Consider the following 16,406-nt stretch of genomic DNA (forward strand, 5'->3'; position numbering starts at 1 on the left):
CCTCCTCGCAGAGTTCAGCCTTCCCTCAACTGGCGCTGAGCACAAGAGTTGCACCCTGAGGGCGTTTGCCCTGCTGGCGTATAGCGTTTGCCAGCCGGACTGGCGGTTCCGGTAAGCTGGGCATTCTTGTTTCGCGAGTCCAGCGTCTGCGATGTCCCGGGACGTGCCGGGTCAACGACGCCTGGACCGTGGCCCTGACTGCAGGAGGTATGACGTATGAGCAGAGCGCATCGCCCCGGACGGTGGCGGCTGCTCAGCGTGACGACCGCTGCGATCGCCACCGCGGCGCTGGTAACGGTGCCGGCCCAGGCGTCGCCCACTCTGCCCGCGCCTCCGCTCGACCCGGCGGCGATGGTGGCGCAGGTCGGCCCCGCGGTGGTCAACATCGACGCCCAGATGAACTACCAGAGCGCGGTCGGTGCCGGAACCGGCATCGTCTTGGACCCGAGCGGTGTGGTGCTGACCAACAACCACGTCATCGCCGGCGCTACCGGGCTCACGGCGGTCTCGGTCGCCAACGGCCAAACCTACGATGTCGACGTGCTCGGATTCGACCGCAGCCACGATGTCGCGGTGCTGCAGTTGCGGGGTGCCGACGGCCTGCCGGCGGCCAACATCGGCAGCTCCGCACGGGTTGCCGTCGGTGACCCGGTGGTGGCGATGGGCAATGCCGGTGGCCACGGCGGCGAGCCGAGCGCTGCACCGGGGCGTGTCATCGGTCTGAACCAGACCGTCTCCGCAGCCGACGAGCTGACCGGCAGCACCGAGACGCTGACCAACATGATCAAGGCCGACACCGCGATCCGACCCGGCGACTCGGGCGGTCCGATGGTGAACGCCGCCGGTCAGGTGATCGGGATGAACACCGCGGCCTCGGACAACTACAAGTTCGCCCAGCCCGGCGGCGAGGGCTACGCGATCCCGATCGACCAGGCGATGGCCATCGCCGGCCAGATCCGGGCCGGCATCTCGTCGAACACCGTGCACATCGGTGAGACGGCATTTATGGGTGTCGGTGTGATCGACAACAACGGCGGTGCGCGGGTCGCCCAGGTGCTCGACGGCACCCCGGCCGCGGCCACCGGTATCGCCCGCGACGACATCATCACCTCGGTCAATGGCCGGCCGGTGAACTCGGCAACCGACCTGACCGACGTACTTGACCAGCGCCACCCGGGCGACACCGTCACGCTGACGTGGCGCAACCCGGGCGGCGGCGAACACAGCGCAACCGTGACCCTGGTTCCGGGTCCGGTCGGCTGACGCACTTGGGCGCGCGTGCTAGATAAACGCTATGGCAGTGAAGCAAGACTGTCCTGGGTTCTTGCTGGGCTGGCCGGGGTCCTGGCCGCCACGGCGTACACCCACTCCGAGGGGTATTTCGTCACCTTCATGACCGGCAACGCCGGCCGTGCAGCGCTGGGCTTGTTCACCGACAGCCAGTGGATGTCGATTTCCGCGGCAGCCCTGCTGGTGTCCTTCATCTCCGGTGTGGTGATCGCCTCGCTGTGCCATCGCCACATGTGGCGCAGCCGGCCACACGGCGCGTTGCGGTTGACCGCGGTGTCGCTGCTGGCCGCGACCGTGACCGACTGGATCGAGGGCGGGCCCGCGCTGCCGGTGCCCCTGCTGCCGATTCTGCTCGTCGCGTTCGGGGTGGGCGCGCTGAACACCACTTTCGTCCGAGACGGCGAAGTGTCGATTCCCCTGAGCTACGTGACCGGCACCGTGGTGAAGCTGGGCCAGGGCATCGAGCGCCACATCAGCGGCGGATCCATTCACGACTGGTTCTTCAATTTCATGCTGCTGACCGGGTACATCTCGGGGGCAGCTGTTGGTGGCGTGATCAGCCTGTTCGTCGGTGGTACCTGGATGCTGGCTACCGCCACCGCCATCTGCCTGATGGCCACCTGGTACAGCCATCGCTATGTCGACCGCCGAGGGTTGTGGCGCTGATCGGGCTCTGATACGCCGAGACCGACGTTTGGCAGGCCCGTTCTCGGGCGTTGTCTGCAAAACGTCGGTCTCGGGTCTGGCGGTGTGTCGACCGTCGATCAGGTCGGGTCGACGCCCACGCCCAGGCTGCGCTGGATGTCGGCCTTCATCGCGACCAGCTGCTGGTTCCAGTACGGCCAGTCATGGGTTCCGTCGGCCGGGAAGTTGAAGACCCCGTTGTTGCCGCCGGCTGCGGTGTAGTTCTGCTGGAACGTCTTGTTGGTGCTCAGTGTCATGCCCTCCAGGAACTTGGCGGGCAGGTTGTCGCCGCCGAGCTCGCTGGGCGTGCCGTTGCCGCAGTAGATCCAGATCCGGGTGCGATTGGCCACCAGCCGAGGGATCTGCACCATCGGGTCGTTGCGCTTCCACGCCGGGTCGGACGACGGACCCCACATGTTGGAGGCGTTGTAGCCGCCGGCGTCACTCATGGCCATCCCGATCAAGGTCGGCCACCAACCTTCGGACGGGTTCAGGAAGCCGGAAAGCGCTGCCGCGTAGGGGAACTGCTGCGGGTAGTAGGCCGCCAGTGTCAGCGACGAGCTGCCCGCCATCGAGAGGCCGACGACAGCGTTGCCGAACGGTGACACGCTCTTGTTGGCCTGCAGCCAGGACGGCAGCTCCCGGGTCAGGAAGGTCTCCCACTTGTAGGTCTGGCAGCCGGACTTGCCGCAGGCCGGCTGGTACCAGTCCGAGTAGAAGCTGGACTGCCCGCCTACCGGCATGATCACCGACAACCCGGACTGGTAGTACTCCTCGAACGCCGGGGTGTTGATGTCCCAGCCGTTGAAGTCGTCCTGGGCGCGTAGGCCGTCCAGCAGGTAGACGGCGTGGGTGCCGCCGGGCTGGAACTGCACCTTGATCTCACGACCCATCGCCGCCGACGGCACCTGCAGGTATTCCACCGGCAGGCCAGGGCGGGAGAACGCTGACGCGTTACCCGCACCACCGACAGCCCCGACGAGGCCGCTCAGCAGCGCGGCCCCCACCGCCGCGACCATCAACCGGCGCGGTAGCCGACTGGCCGCGTTACGCAACTTCTCAACGCTCTTCATAGCTCTTGTCCCATCCCAATGTCGTGCGGTCTAGCCCTTCTGAACGGAGTCAAACACGGCGCGGTGCCGTGTCCTGTTCGCCGCCACGGGTTTTCATATCGCGGTTCGGCAACGATTGAGATTCAGCGCGGACTCGTCACCTCACCGGGTGGGTGTTTTGGTAGGCATATAGTCGAGGTAATCATCGACGAAGGGCAGGTCATGCAGGCCAGTGCTCGGGACTTGGGGACCGCTGGGGCTCCGTTGGCCGGGGTACGCGTCATCGAGATCGCCAGCTTCGTCGCCGTCCCGCTCGCCGGAATGACGCTGGCACAACTGGGCTGCGACGTGGTGCGCATTGACCCGGTCGGCGGTGCGGCCGACTACCGGCGCTGGCCCGTCACCGACGACGGCACCTCGATCTACTGGACAGGCCTTAACAAGGGTAAACGCTCCGTGGTCGCCGATCTGCGCGCGCCCGAGGGGCAGCGTGTGGTGCAGCAACTGATCGCCGACAGTGGCGTATTGCTGACCAATATGGCTGGCCGCCAATGGCTTTCCTACGACACTTTGGCGGCGGAGCGTCCGGACCTGATCCACCTCGAGGTGCTCGGACGCGCTGACGGCTCCACCGCGGTGGACTACACGATCAACGCCGGTGTCGGCTTTCCGCTGGTGACCGGGCCCAGCGACCACGCCGCCCCGATCAACCATGTGCTGCCGGCCTGGGATATCGCCTGCGGGCTACACGCCGCGCTGGCGGTCTCCGCCGCGCTGCATCGCCGTGACCACACCGGGGAGGGCTGCCGGATCCGGCTGGCGCTGGAGGACGTCGCACTGGGCACCGCCAGCACCCTGGGCTTCCTCACCGAGGCCATGGTGAACGGCGACCGCCGGGAACGCATCGGCAATGCGGTCTACGGGCAGTACGGGCAGAGCTTCGCCAGCGGCGACGGTGCGAATTTCATGGTCGTCACGCTGACCGATCGGCACTTCCGGGACTTGGCCGAGCTGACCGGTTCGACGAAAGTCCTTGCGGCGCTGGCTGAAGCGCGCGGCATCGACTTCGGCGACGAGGGCCAGCGCTATCGTCACCGCGACCTGCTGACCGGACTGTTCAGCGGGTGGTTTGCCGAGCGGCCGGCGGCGCAGATCGAAGCCGCCCTGGCGGGAACGTCGCTGCTGTGGGACCGCTACCGCAGCTTTGCCGAGGTGGCCGCCGACGAGCGCCTACGCGACAACCCGATGTTCGCGACGCTGCATCAGCCCCGGGTGGGGGAGTACTTGGCGGCCGGTCTGCCGGCGTCGATCGATGGCGCCCACCCGCCCGCCGTCGCCGCACCTGCGCTGGGCGCCGACACCGAGCAGGTGTTGGCTACCCGGCTGGGTATGAACACTCACGAAATCGACCGGCTGCGCCAAAGCGGCGCGGTGGCAACGGATTAGCAAAGGAGCTCCGACCAAGTGCGTACTTTCGCATCGATTGATGAACTTGCCGCATGCCAGGGCCAGGTGATCGGGCATAGCGACTGGGTGACGATCACCCAGGACGCCGTCAACCTGTTCGCCGACGCGACGGGTGACCACCAGTGGATTCACGTCGACCCCGAGCGTGCGGCCACCGGGCCCTTCGGGACCACGATCGCCCACGGATACCTGACCCTGGCCATGCTGCCGCAGCTGATGGCGCAGATCAGCCGCCTCGACGGAGTGAAGTTGGCGATCAACTACGGGCTGAACAAAGTGCGCTTTCCGGCGCCGGTACCGGTCGGCTCCAAGATCCGGGCCGAGACGTCCCTGGTCGAGGTCGCCGATGTGGGCGGTGGCGCCCACCAGGTGACCTACTCCACCACGGTGTCTATCGACGCCCATGCCAAGCCGGCCTGCGTCGCCGAGAGCGTCGTGCGCTACGTGCTCTGAGGACGGCCTTGCTTCGCGTCCCGGCCCCGGGGGCGGGACGCGAAGTAATGCGCAACGATCGCCGCGATCTGCAGAAATCGGCGACGGGTCGCCGGTGCCATCTCGGTCATCACGTCGATTACCCCGCCCGGGCGCAGGTGCGGGTCGAAGGGCACCTCAACCACCGCCTGGCCGTGCTGCAGGAACTGCGTCGTCAATGCGGAGCGGGTGCGCCGGTCGGCATGGCCGTCGGAGTCGTTGAGCACCACCACGGTGCGCTGCAGCAACCCGCCTTGGCCGCGGCCGGCCAGCCATTCCATGGTCTTGGCGGCCGCGCCGGCACCGTCCGCCCACGGCGAAGACACCACGATTAGCGCGTCCAGGTCACGCAGCGCCTCCTGGGTCACTGGCGAGTCCATCGTCGAACCACAGTCGATGATCGAGATGGTGAAGTGCCGGTCCAGGCGCAGCGCGGCCTCCCGGTACAACGCCGCGTCAAGGATCCGGCGACTTCCCGCGGCCGGCTCGCCCACCAGGACGTAGAGCCCCGCCGCGTTGGCGCCGACCCGGCTGCTGATGTCGGCGAACGATTGCACGCTCTGATCGGCGGCCAGATCCCAATAGGAGCTGGTGGCGCGCGGGTCGATGCGGCTGCCGAGCCGGCCGAACGCAGTGTCAGCGTCCACGGCCACCACATGGTCGGCCCGCCGCAGTGCGGCGAACACCGACCCGACGCTGGCCGCCACAGTCGTCTTGCCGACCCCGCCCTTACCGAGTACGCCGACTTTGTAGCTGCCATTGGGCAGGGATCGGATGGCCACCTGGTAGGCCATTTCTTCCCGCTCGGCCGGCGACGGGCCCAGGTTGACCAACCCCAGCGTCGCGGACAGGACCAGGCGGCGCCAGCCACGGGCCGGCTGGGGCCGCGGCATGGGGGCCGGCGGCAGGGGTTGCGGTGGTCGCTGCGGTGGCGGCGGCGCCCAGTGCCCCGGCTGTTGCTGCTGCGGCGGCATTCGCTGCCGCAGAAAGTCGTCGTCTGCGTTCATCGGCTCCTCGAGGCATACGGCGGCGGTACGGCCAGGTGGCCCAATAACCGCAGCCTAGTCGCGGAGGCGCCCATCTACCGTCAGCCAGCCCGAGAAGCGCGAGTCGGGCCGGCTCACCGGTCAGCAGTCGTAATAGAGGGCGAACTCGTAGGGATGCGGACGCAGGTTGACGGGGGTGATCTCGTTGTCCCGCTTGTAGTTGATCCAGGTCGCGATCACGTCCGGGGTGAATACCCCACCTTCGGTGAGGTATTCGTGGTCGGCCTCGAGGTTGTCCATCACCTCGGCCAGCGAGGTGGGGGCCTGCGAGATCGCCGCCGCCTCGTCGGCCGGCAGGTCGTAGAGGTCCTTGTCGACCGGCGCGGCCGGTTCGATCTTGTTCTTGATGCCGTCGATGCCGGCCATCAACATGGCCGAGAACGCCAGGTAGGGATTGCCGGAAGAGTCCGGGCAGCGGAACTCCAGCCGCTTGGCCTTCGGGTTGGTGCCGGTGATCGGGATACGCACGCAGGCCGAACGGTTGCGCTGGCTGTAGACCAGGTTGATCGGCGCCTCGTAACCCGGCACCAGCCGCTTGTAGGAGTTGATGGTGGGGTTGGTGAACGCCAGCAGTGACGGCGCGTGGTGCAGGATGCCGCCGATGTAGTGCCGGGCGGTGTCGGACAGTCCGGCATAGCCGATCTCGTCGTAGAACAGCGGCTCACCGTCCTGCCATACCGACTGGTGTACGTGCATACCTGAACCGTTGTCTCCGAAAAGCGGCTTGGGCATGAACGTCACCGTCTTGCCGTGCGCCCAGGCGGTGTTCTTGATGATGTATTTGAACAACATCAAATCGTCGGCGGCGTGCAGCAGCGTGTTGAACTTGTAGTTGATCTCCGTTTGCCCGCCGGTGCCGACCTCGTGGTGGCCGCGTTCGACAGTGAAACCAGCGCCTGCGAGGTTGGTCGCCATTGCATCGCGCAGATCGACGTATTGATCGGCCGGCGCGACCGGGAAATAGCCTCCCTTGGGGCGAACTTTGTATCCGAGGTTGGGGCTGCCGTCGGCTTCGGTTGTCCGGCCGGTGTTCCACCAGCCGGCGACCGAATCCACTTTGTGGAAAGAGCCGTTGATCTGTGAGTCGAAGCTCACGGAATCGAAGATATAGAACTCGGCCTCGGCGCCGAAGTAAGCGGTGTCGGCAATGCCGGTGCTGGTGAGGTAGCTCTCGGCCTTGCGTGCGATGTTGCGCGGGTCGCGCGAATAGGGCTCGCGGGTGAACGGGTCGTGGACGAAAAAGTTGAGGTTCAGCGTCTTTGCGGCTCGGAATGGATCGATGCGGGCGGTTTCCGGGTCGGGCAGCAGCAGCATGTCTGACTCGTGGATGGACTGGAAGCCGCGGATCGATGAACCGTCGAAGGCAAGCCCATCCTCGAATACGCTTTCATCGAGCGCGGCGGCCGGGATCGAGAAATGCTGCATAACCCCCGGCAGGTCGCAGAATCGAATGTCGACGTACTCAACCGACTCGTCGGCGACGAGCTTGAAAATGTCGGCGGCCATATTGGTCTCCTTCGCGTGCAGACAGCTAAACGATAGGCAGCGCACATTTCCTGGACATCATCCAGTTATTGCGTTGGCGTAACGCAAACCTCACCGCAAGCCCGCTGTCCAGCGAACTAGCACGTTTGCTAGGTCGGGGTATATCGTGGCGTTGCCTGTGAGATTTTTCAGGCAGGAACGCCGTTCAACGTCGCACGGACCAACCCCCTAGACCGCTTGTCCATATCGGGCAACGGGCGAGAACGTGCGAAGGGTCAGGTGACTCAGGTGGCGATGGCACCCCGTCGGGTGGGGCTCTACAACCCCGCGTTCGAACATGACGCGTGTGGGGTGGCCATGGTGGTCGATATCCATGGCCGGCGCAGTCGCGACATCGTCGACAAGTCGATCACGGCGCTGCTCAACCTTGAGCACCGCGGCGCTGCCGGAGCCGAACCCAACAGCGGTGACGGCGCTGGGATCCTGATTCAGATTCCGGACCTATTCCTGCGTGCCATAACCGATTTCGATCTTCCGCCCGAGGGCAGCTACGCCACCGGGATCGCATTTCTGCCGCAGTCGGCCAAAGAGTCGGCGGCAGCCTGTGTCGGCATGGAGAAAATCGTCGAGGCCGAGGGCCTCCAGGTGCTCGGCTGGCGCGAAGTGCCGACCGACGACTCGTCGTTGGGCGCGCTGGCTCGAGATGCGATGCCGACTTTTCGGCAGCTGTTCATCGGCGGGGCCTCCGGCATGGCGTTGGAGCGCCGGGCCTATGTGGTGCGCAAGCGCGCCGAACATGAGCTGGGTAGCAAGGGGCCCGGCCAGGATGGACCGGGTCGGGAATCCGTCTATTTCCCAAGCCTTTCCAGCCGGACCATGGTGTACAAGGGAATGTTGACCACGCCGCAGCTCAAGGCGTTCTATCCCGACCTGGCCGACGAGCGGTTGCAGAGCGCACTGGGCCTCGTGCATTCTCGGTTCTCCACCAACACTTTTCCGTCGTGGCCGCTGGCCCACCCGTTCCGTCGTATCGCACACAACGGCGAGATCAACACGGTTACCGGCAACGAGAACTGGATGCGCGCCCGGGAGGCGCTGATCCGCACCGACGTTTTCGGCTCTGAAGGCGGCCAACGCAGCGCGGATAAGCTGTTCCCGATCTGCACGCCGGGCGCCTCCGACACCGCCCGGTTCGACGAGGTGCTCGAACTGCTGCATCTAGGCGGCCGCAGCCTGCCGCACGCGGTGCTGATGATGATCCCGGAGGCCTGGGAACGGCACGAAAGCATGGATGGGCCTACCCGAGCTTTTTATGAGTACCACGACTCGCTGATGGAGCCCTGGGATGGCCCGGCCTCGATGACCTTCACCGACGGCACCGTGGTGGGTGCGGTGCTGGACCGCAACGGCCTGCGGCCGTCGCGTATTTGGGTCACCGAAGACGGGCTGGTGGTGATGGCGTCCGAGGCTGGTGTTCTCGACTTGGACCCCGCCACGGTGGTGCATCGACAGCGGCTGCAACCGGGCAAGATGTTCCTGGTGGACACCGCCGCCGGGCGGATCATCTCCGATCGTGAGATCAAGTCGACGCTGGCCGGCGAACGACCGTACCAGCAGTGGATCGATGAGTGCCTGATCGGAATCGGCGAGCTGCCCCCCGGCGATGCTCCCCGGATGGAGCGTCACCGGGTTCTGTTGCGGCAGCATATGTTCGGCTACACCTACGAGGAACTCAACCTGGTGCTCGCGCCCATGGCGCGCTCCGGCGCTGAGCCGATCGGATCCATGGGCACCGACACCCCGGTGGCGGTGCTCTCGGCGCGACCCCGGCTGCTGTTCGACTACTTTCAGCAGTTGTTCGCCCAGGTCACCAACCCGCCGTTAGACGCCATCCGCGAAGAGGTGATCACCAGCCTGCAAGGTGCGCTCGGACCCGAAGGTAACCTGCTCAATACTGACGAACCCACCTGGCGGCAGATCGTGCTGCCCCAGCCGATCCTGAGCAACTCCGAGCTCGCGAAGCTGCTGAAGTTGAGCCCGGACCAGCGGATCGGTGCCCGCGGCCCGCACGGCCTGTCCACGGCCGTCATCAGCTGCCTGTATCCGCCTGCGGCAGGCGGTGCCGGGTTGCGCGCGGCGCTCAAGCAGGTGTGCGCTCGGGCCTCGGAGGCGATCGCCGAGGGCGCCAGCTTCCTGGTGATCTCCGACCGGGAGTCCGACGAGACGATGGCTCCCATTCCGTCGCTGCTGGCCACCGCGGCGGTGCATCACCACTTGGTCGCCGAGCGGACCCGCACCAAGGTGGGCCTGGTGGTGGAGTCCGGCGACGCCCGCGAAGTGCACCACATGGCGGCGCTGATCGGGTTCGGCGCCGCCGCGGTCAACCCGTACCTGGCGTTCGAATCCGTCGAGGACATGCTCGACCGGGGCCTGATCGAAGGCCTCGATCGCGACAAGGCGTTGGCCAACTATGCCAAGGCCGCCGGCAAGGGCGTGCTGAAAGTCATGTCCAAAATGGGGATCTCGACGCGGGCGTCCTACACCGGGGCGCAGCTGTTCCAGCCGATAGGTATCTCGCAAGACGTTCTCGACGAGTACTTCACCGGCCTGTACTGCCCGATCGGTGGGATCACCCTCGACGACATCGCCGCTGATGTCGCCGCCCGCCACGCGCTGGCCTACCTGGACCGCCCAGAAGAGCGGGCGCACCGCGAACTGCCGGTGGGCGGGGAGTACCAGTGGCGCCGCGAGGGCGAATACCACCTGTTCAACCCGGAGACGGTGTTCAAACTGCAGCACTCCACCCGAACAGGCCAGTACGCAGTCTTCAAGGAGTACACGAAGCTGGTCGACGACCAGAGTGAACGCCTGGCCACGCTGCGCGGGTTGTTGCGATTCAAGGCCGGGGAGCGGCCACCGGTTCCTCTTGACGAGGTGGAACCGGCCACCGAGATCGTCAAACGGTTCGCGACCGGGGCGATGAGTTACGGTTCGATCTCCGCCGAGGCGCACGAAACCCTGGCGATCGCGATGAACCGGATCGGCGGCCGCTCCAACTGCGGTGAGGGCGGCGAGCATGCCGGCCGCTTCCTGCCCGACGCCGACGGCTCCTGGCGGCGGAGCGCGATCAAGCAGGTCGCCTCGGCGCGTTTCGGCGTGACGAGCGAATACCTGGTCAACTGCACCGACCTCCAGATCAAGATCGCGCAGGGGGCCAAGCCCGGAGAGGGTGGTCAGCTGCCGGGCAACAAGGTGTACCCGTGGATCGCCGAGGTTCGGCATGCCACCCCGGGTGTCGGGCTGATCTCGCCGCCGCCGCACCACGACATCTACTCCATCGAGGACCTCAAGCAGCTGATCCACGACCTGAAGAACGCCAACCCGGAGGCTCGCATCCATGTGAAGCTGGTCGCCGAGAACGGTGTCGGAACGGTGGCGGCGGGAGTGTCCAAAGCACACGCCGACGTGGTGTTGATCTCCGGCCATGACGGGGGCACCGGGGCGGCGCCGTTGACCTCACTCAAGCACGCCGGAGCGCCGTGGGAACTCGGGCTGGCCGAAACTCAGCAGACCTTGCTGCTCAACGGACTTCGGGACCGGGTTGTGGTGCAGGTGGACGGCCAGCTCAAGACCGGGCGCGACGTGGTGATGGCGGCGCTGCTGGGGGCCGAGGAATTTGGTTTCGCCACCGCGCCGTTGGTGGTGTCGGGCTGCATCATGATGAGGGTCTGTCACCTGGACACCTGCCCGGTGGGCGTGGCAACTCAGAACCCGGAGTTGCGTGAACGGTTCAGCGGACAACCGGAGTTCGTCGAGAACTTCTTCTGGTTCATCGCAGAAGAGGTGCGAGAGTACCTTGCGGCCTTGGGATTCCGCACCATCAACGAGGCAGTCGGGCAGGTGAATGCGCTGGACACCACGCTGGCCCGCGCCCACTGGAAGGCCCACAAGCTCGACCTCACGCCGGTCCTGCATGAACCGGAGTCAGCGTTCATGAACCAGGATCTGTACTGCACCTCCGGTCAGGATCACGGTCTAGACAAGGCCTTGGACCAGCAGCTGATTGTCATGAGCCGCGAGGCGCTCGATGCGGGTACCCCGGTCAAGTTCACCAGTGCGATATCCAACGTGAACCGGACTGTCGGCACCATGCTTGGCTACGAGGTCACCAAAGCCTATGGTGCCCAAGGGTTGCCGGACGGAACCATCGACATCACCTTCACCGGGTCGGCCGGCAACAGCTTCGGAGCATTTCTGCCGCCGGGGATCAACCTGCGGGTCTTCGGCGACGCCAACGACTACGTCGCCAAGGGGCTGTCCGGTGGCCGGATCGTGGTCCGCCCCCCACTGGACGCGCCTGACGGCTACGTCGCCGAGGAAAACATCATCGGCGGCAACGTGATCCTGTTCGGCGCCACGTCCGGCGAGGTGTTCCTGCGCGGGGTGGTCGGAGAACGGTTCGCGGTCCGCAATTCCGGTGCGGTAGCAGTGGTCGAGGGAGTCGGCGACCACGGTTGTGAGTACATGACCGGGGGCAAAGTGGTGGTGCTGGGACCCACCGGGCGCAACTTCGCCGCCGGCATGTCCGGGGGAGTGGCTTACGTCTACGACCCGGACCGGCAGTTGGGTGACCGGCTCAACACCGAAATGGTGGACCTCGACACATTCGACGATTTCGACGCCGACGATGTGGCCTGGCTGCGTGACGTGCTGGCGGCACACGCCGCCGCCACCGACTCGCTGCCCGCTCGCGCGATCCTGGCTGATTGGGCCGACCGCGGAAGGGACTTCGTCAAAGTGATGCCGCGCGACTACCGGCGGGTGCTCGCCGCGGTCGCCGAGGCAAAAGCCAGTGGCATAGATCCTGAGGAGGCAATTATGGCGGCGGCTCATGGCTGACCCGCGAGGATTCATCACCAACACCCAGCGCATCCTGCCGTTGCGCCGCCCGGTCTCGGAGCGGGTGAGCGACTGGCACGAGGTGTATCAGGATTTCGCCGAAGACACCCTGCGCCAGCAGGCGGGACGCTGCATGGACTGCGGTATCCCGTTCTGCCACCACGGCTGTCCGCTGGGCAACCTCATCCCGGAATGGAACGACTTGGTACGTACCGGGCGCTGGCGTGAGGCGTTCGACAGGCTGCACGCCACGAACAACTTCCCGGACTTCACCGGCCGGCTCTGCCCTGCGCCCTGCGAACCGGCCTGTGTGCTGGGCATCAACCAGCCGCCGGTGACCATCAAGCAGGTCGAGTACGAGATCGTCGAACGCGGCTTCGCCGAGGGCTGGGCGCAACCGATCCCGCCGTCGGTCCGCACCGGGAAGTCGGTCGCAGTGGTTGGCTCGGGGCCGGCCGGACTGGCCGCCGCCCAGCAACTCACCCGGGGCGGGCACTCGGTGACGGTCTTCGAGCGCGATGACCGCATCGGCGGGCTGCTGCGTTACGGCATACCGGAATTCAAGATGGAAAAGCGAATTCTGGACCGGCGGCTGGAGCAGATGGTCGGCGAGGGGACGACGTTCAAGACGGGCGTGAATGTCGGGGTGGATCTGACCGTCGAGCAGCTGCGCGAAGACTTCGACGCTGTGGTGCTGGCCGGTGGCGCCACCGCCTGGCGAGACCTGCCGATCCCGGGCCGGGAGCTCGACGGCATCCATCAGGCAATGGAGTACCTGCCGTGGGCGAACCGGGTGCAGGCCGGTGACCTCGCTGAGCCGCCGATCACCGCGCACGGCAAGAAAGTCGTCATCATCGGCGGCGGTGACACCGGTGCCGACTGCCTGGGCACGGTGCACCGCCAGGGCGGGACGTGCGTGCACCAGTTCGAGATCATGCCGCGTCCGCCGGAGATCCGTGATCCGTCCACCCCGTGGCCGACCTACCCGTTGATCATGCGAACCACGTCCGCGCACGAAGAGGGCGGTGATCGGGTGTTCTCGGTCAACACCGAGGCATTCACCGGCCGGGACGGCCGGGTGACCGGGTTGCGGGCCCACGAAGTACGCCGCCGCAACGGCAGCTTCGAGAAGGTCGACGGTACCGACTTCGAACTCGAAGCCGACCTGGTGCTGCTCGCAATGGGATTCGTCGGGCCCGAACGTTCGCCACTGCTGGCCGATCTAGGCGTGGAGTTCACCGAACGCGGCAGCGTGGCCCGCGATCCGGACTACGCCACCGCAGTGCCGGGTGTCTATGTCGCCGGCGACATGGGCCGCGGTCAATCCCTCATCGTGTGGGCAATCGCCGAAGGGCGCGGTGCCGCGGCGAGCGTGGACCGGTACCTGATGGGTCGCACCGCATTGCCCTCGCCGATCACCGCAACAGCGGCGCCGCTTCGCTGAGCCGCTGCCACGGCCGATCGTCCGGGCTCGCCGGCTGGCCGCCGACCAAATCGCCACTGCAGCTACACGCATCACTTAGACAACTTCTGCCCCAAGGTTCGGCGCGTCGGGTTTTGTTTGCCATGCGCTCGGTGTCTAATGGACAGCTATGTGATCCGCGTTAACAACGTGTTAACATGGTCCGCATTATTCCAATCTGGTCCGAGCCGGGGCGGGGGTCAGCGCCGTGTACATCAACCCGATATACCGATACCGGATGGGCCGTATGGCCTGGTCACTGCTGCGACATCCGCGCCGAAGCCGAGAGTTCCCCGCCAAGCACGAGCGCTTGATCACCGCCGACGAACTTTTGCGCTTCGCGACATAGGTCGGATCGAGCCGGTGGCCGCGGTCCCCCGAGAAGAGTTTGCTGACCGTTATCAGTTCGTAATCTGCGCCAGCAGTCCGGAGTCACGGATCGCTTCGGCCAACGGCTCCAGAACGGCCGGGTCGTGGGGCGTCGGCAGGTAGACGATCGCCAGATCCAGGCCCTCGGCGCCGAGCGCTGCGGCATCCTCGATCAGCTGCCCGTAATCGAGATCCGGCTGCAACCGTAGGTGCGCCGACAAGGTGATCTGCTCCGGGGCGCGCCCGATATCGGCGCAATGCGCGGCCAGCACGTCGCGCTTGCGGGCGAACTCGGCAGGAGTGCCCCCGACGAAGTTCCAGTGCTGGGCGTATTTCGCCGTGATCTTCAGCGTGCGCTTCTCACCGTTGCCGCCGATGCAGATCGGGGGATGTGGACGCTGCGGCCCTTTGGGCTCGTTGCGGGCTTCGGTGAGTTGATAGTAGGTGCCAGAGAAGGTGGTGGTGTCCGCGCTCAACAGACCGATGAGGACCTGGCAGGCCTCCTCGAAGCGGTCGAAGCGCTCGGTGATGCTGCCCAACTCGATCCCGTAGGCGCCCGACTCCTCTTCATTCCAACCCGCGCCGATCCCCAGCTCCAACCGTCCGCCGGAGATGATGTCGAGCGCGGCGGCCATGTTGGCCAGCACGGCGGGGTGGCGGTAGTGGATGCCGGTCACCAGCGTCCCCACTCGCAACCGGGTGGTCGCCTGGGCCAACGCCGTTAGGGTGGTCCAGCCCTCCAGACACGGCCCGGTGGGATCGGAGAAGATCGGGTAGAAGTGGTCGAAGGTCCAGCCGGACTCGTAGACGTCGATATCGTCCGCGGCTCGCCAGACAGCCAGCATGTCGGCCCAGGTGGTGTTCTGCGGTGAAGTCTTGAACGCGAAGCGCATCCCGCCGAGCCTAGCGGCGATCGCAAGGTCGGCGGAGCCGGCGGCAGCGGGTCGCCGTTATGGACCCCGCGGCGATCGCAAGGTCGGCGGAGCCGGCCGCAGCGGGTCGCCGTTATGAACCCCGCGGTGCCGTCGAGCTCAGCGGCGGAGCCGCAACCTCAGGTGGCGGGAAGTAGGCTCACCCGGTGGTCATGAATCTGGACATCGACACCAAGGTGACTTTGTTGTCGGCCGGCCTGATCTTTCTGCTCGCGCTGCTGTTGGGTGTGTGGAAGTACCAACAGATCGCCACCTCGGAGAATCGCCAGGCACACGTCTACGTTGACATTGCACACCGAGCGGCGCTGATGTACTCCTTCGCGACCATGCTGGTCGCGGTGTTCGTGGAACTCAGCGCCTGGCCGACCTGGGTGAACATGGTCGCGGCGATGGTCATCGTGTTCTTCTTCGTCGTCGCGATCGGCAGCTACATGCTGCACGGCGCGTTGCGCGACACCACCAACCAATTCGAGCGGCTCGGTTGGCGTCTGCACGCCGGCATGGTGCTGCTGATCATCGGCGAGGTCGGCGGCTTTGCGGTGCTGCTGGCCGGGTTCGGCGTCGGCGAGTTCTGACAGCGTCCGATTGTGGCCAGCGTCAGGACGCCTGGCCGTAGATGCTGCTGACCCAGACGTGGGTCAACGTGTCGACCACCTTCTCGTGAGGCACCGACGGCTGCTCGGCCACCAGTGCCGCCATCATGGTGCGCTCGTTCATCTGATTCAGTGATGTCGCCAGATCCAGGGCGTCGATGGTCGTCGGCGCGGCGCCGCGCTCGCGTTCCGCTGTGATCATCGCAGCGGTCTGCTCGATCCACCTCTGCATGAAGCCATTCCACATCGCCTTGAACTCCGGGCTGGTGGCTAGTGCCTCGGTTCCGGCCCGGGCGATCGCGCGGTGCGAGCTGAAAGCGATGAAGAACGCCTTGATACCGCTGCGCCAGATCCGGCGCGGGTCGGTGGGCAGTCGTTGCACCGCTCCGACGAACTCCGAGTCGGCCGCCGCGATCATCGGCTCCAACAGTGAGAGCAGCACCGAGTCTTTGGACTTGAAATAGAAGTAGAACGTGGGCCGCGAGATCCCGGCGCCCTTGGCCAGGTCGTCGACCGAGATCTCGGCCAGGGGGCGTTGCTCAAGCAGTCGTTCGGCGGTGGCCAGGATGGCCAGCTCCCGATCGTCGCCGGATGGCCGCGTTCCTCGGCGTCCGTGACGGGTCGCATTTGGGCTGGTCATGGCGGATACTTTACAC

General features: G+C 66.1%; 12 protein-coding genes. 7 read left to right on the plus strand and 5 right to left on the minus strand.

Features of this window, described 5'->3' with window-relative positions:
• The first annotated feature begins 351 nt into the window (after positions 1-351).
• Complete coding sequence (locus tag NM962_08305) at positions 352-1,263, plus strand: S1C family serine protease (GenBank protein ID UVO14617.1); 912 nt, start codon at positions 352-354, stop codon at positions 1,261-1,263.
• A 15-nt stretch (positions 1,264-1,278) separates the two neighbouring features.
• On the plus strand, positions 1,279-1,956 hold the full coding sequence (locus NM962_08310; protein UVO14040.1) for a YoaK family protein: 678 nt from the start codon (positions 1,279-1,281) through the stop codon (positions 1,954-1,956).
• A gap of 98 nt (positions 1,957-2,054) precedes the next feature.
• On the opposite strand, the gene NM962_08315 is transcribed toward NM962_08310, so the two are convergent.
• Complete coding sequence (locus tag NM962_08315; GenBank protein ID UVO14041.1) at positions 2,055-3,047, minus strand: esterase family protein; 993 nt, start codon at positions 3,045-3,047, stop codon at positions 2,055-2,057.
• 201 nt (positions 3,048-3,248) lie between these two features.
• On the opposite strand from NM962_08315, the gene NM962_08320 reads away from it, so the two are divergent.
• Together NM962_08320 and NM962_08325 are read left to right on the plus strand one after the other, a co-directional pair.
• Positions 3,249-4,472: a CoA transferase gene (locus NM962_08320; protein ID UVO14042.1), complete on the plus strand. Its 1,224-nt coding sequence runs from the start codon at positions 3,249-3,251 to the stop codon at positions 4,470-4,472.
• An 18-nt stretch (positions 4,473-4,490) separates the two neighbouring features.
• Positions 4,491-4,946, plus strand: coding sequence for a MaoC family dehydratase (locus NM962_08325; protein UVO14043.1), 456 nt, complete (start codon positions 4,491-4,493; stop codon positions 4,944-4,946).
• Here NM962_08325 and NM962_08330 read toward each other — a convergent pair.
• Both NM962_08330 and glnA read right to left on the minus strand, forming a co-directional pair.
• The gene (locus NM962_08330; protein ID UVO14044.1) at positions 4,934-5,971 is read right to left on the minus strand and encodes a MinD/ParA family protein; all 1,038 of its coding nucleotides are present in this window, start codon (positions 5,969-5,971) and stop codon (positions 4,934-4,936) included. The two genes, NM962_08325 and NM962_08330, sit on opposite strands and share 13 nt — an antisense overlap.
• 120 nt (positions 5,972-6,091) lie before the next feature.
• Positions 6,092-7,516 (minus strand): type I glutamate--ammonia ligase, encoded by a 1,425-nt coding sequence (gene glnA / locus NM962_08335; protein UVO14045.1) that lies wholly within the window; start codon positions 7,514-7,516, stop codon positions 6,092-6,094.
• 273 nt (positions 7,517-7,789) lie between these two features.
• On the opposite strand from glnA, the gene gltB reads away from it, so the two are divergent.
• Together gltB and NM962_08345 are read left to right on the plus strand one after the other, a co-directional pair.
• The gene (gene gltB, locus NM962_08340; GenBank protein ID UVO14618.1) at positions 7,790-12,394 is read left to right on the plus strand and encodes a glutamate synthase large subunit; all 4,605 of its coding nucleotides are present in this window, start codon (positions 7,790-7,792) and stop codon (positions 12,392-12,394) included.
• Positions 12,387-13,838 carry a glutamate synthase subunit beta gene (locus tag NM962_08345; protein ID UVO14046.1) on the plus strand — a complete coding sequence of 484 codons (1,452 nt, stop codon included), beginning with the start codon at positions 12,387-12,389 and terminating at the stop codon, positions 13,836-13,838. The genes gltB and NM962_08345 overlap by 8 nt, the downstream gene beginning before the upstream one ends.
• 419 nt (positions 13,839-14,257) lie before the next feature.
• On the opposite strand, the gene NM962_08350 is transcribed toward NM962_08345, so the two are convergent.
• Positions 14,258-15,118, minus strand: coding sequence for an LLM class F420-dependent oxidoreductase (locus tag NM962_08350; protein UVO14047.1), 861 nt, complete (start codon positions 15,116-15,118; stop codon positions 14,258-14,260).
• Between the two features lie 191 nt (positions 15,119-15,309).
• Between NM962_08350 and NM962_08355 the strand changes: the two genes are divergently transcribed.
• Positions 15,310-15,732 (plus strand): hypothetical protein, encoded by a 423-nt coding sequence (locus tag NM962_08355; protein UVO14619.1) that lies wholly within the window; start codon positions 15,310-15,312, stop codon positions 15,730-15,732.
• Between the two features lie 22 nt (positions 15,733-15,754).
• On the opposite strand, the gene NM962_08360 is transcribed toward NM962_08355, so the two are convergent.
• Positions 15,755-16,390 (minus strand): TetR/AcrR family transcriptional regulator, encoded by a 636-nt coding sequence (locus tag NM962_08360; GenBank protein ID UVO14048.1) that lies wholly within the window; start codon positions 16,388-16,390, stop codon positions 15,755-15,757.
• Between the last annotated feature and the right edge of the window lie 16 nt (positions 16,391-16,406).

The organism is Mycobacterium sp. SVM_VP21 (assembly GCA_024758765.1).
Classification (GTDB): domain Bacteria; phylum Actinomycetota; class Actinomycetes; order Mycobacteriales; family Mycobacteriaceae; genus Mycobacterium; species Mycobacterium heraklionense_C.